The organism is Burkholderia sp. Bp8991 (genome assembly GCF_003853795.1).
Lineage (GTDB): Bacteria > Pseudomonadota > Gammaproteobacteria > Burkholderiales > Burkholderiaceae > Burkholderia.
On sequence record NZ_QTQJ01000084.1, the window covers coordinates 1 to 674 of the forward strand.

Here is a 674-nt window from a genome sequence, read left to right on the forward strand (position 1 = left end):
CAATACGGCCCGCGCGAATCGATGGAATACGACGTCGTGATCGTCGGCGGCGGCCCGGCCGGGCTGTCGGCCGCGATCCGGCTCAAGCAGCTGGCCGCCGAGAAAGGCACCGAGATCGGCGTGTGCGTGCTCGAGAAGGGTTCCGAGATCGGCGCGCACATCCTGTCGGGCGCGGTGATGGACCCGCGCGCGATCACCGAGCTGTTCCCCGACTGGAAGGAACAGGGTGCGCCGTTGAACGTCGAGGTGACCGAAGACCGCTTCCTGTTCCTGTCCGAGAGCAGCGCGGTCACGACGCCGAACTGGGCGCTGCCCGACAACTTCAAGAACCACGGCAACTACGTGATCTCGCTCGGCAACGTCACGCGCTGGCTCGGCCAGCAGGCGGAAGCGCTGGGCGTCGAGATCTTCCCGGGCTTCCCGGCCGCGGAGATTCTCTACAACGACGACGGTTCCGTGAAAGGCGTCGCCACCGGCAACATGGGCGTAGGCAAGGACGGCGAGCCGACCGAGAACTTCCAGCTCGGCATGGAACTGCACGCGAAGTACACGCTGTTCGCCGAAGGCTGCCGCGGTCATCTCGGCCGTCAGCTGATCTCGAAGTTCAAGCTCGACGCGAACGCCGATCCGCAGGCGTACGGGATCGGCATCAAGGAACTGTGGGAAATCGATCC

The 674-nt window shown here is 65.4% G+C and carries 1 protein-coding gene; it reads left to right on the plus strand.

Translation table 11 applies throughout. The features are described 5' to 3' along the window. Positions 1–674, plus strand: a 674-nt coding sequence (locus DIE02_RS35240; protein WP_185702690.1) for an NAD(P)/FAD-dependent oxidoreductase, incomplete at both ends; no start/stop codon positions are given.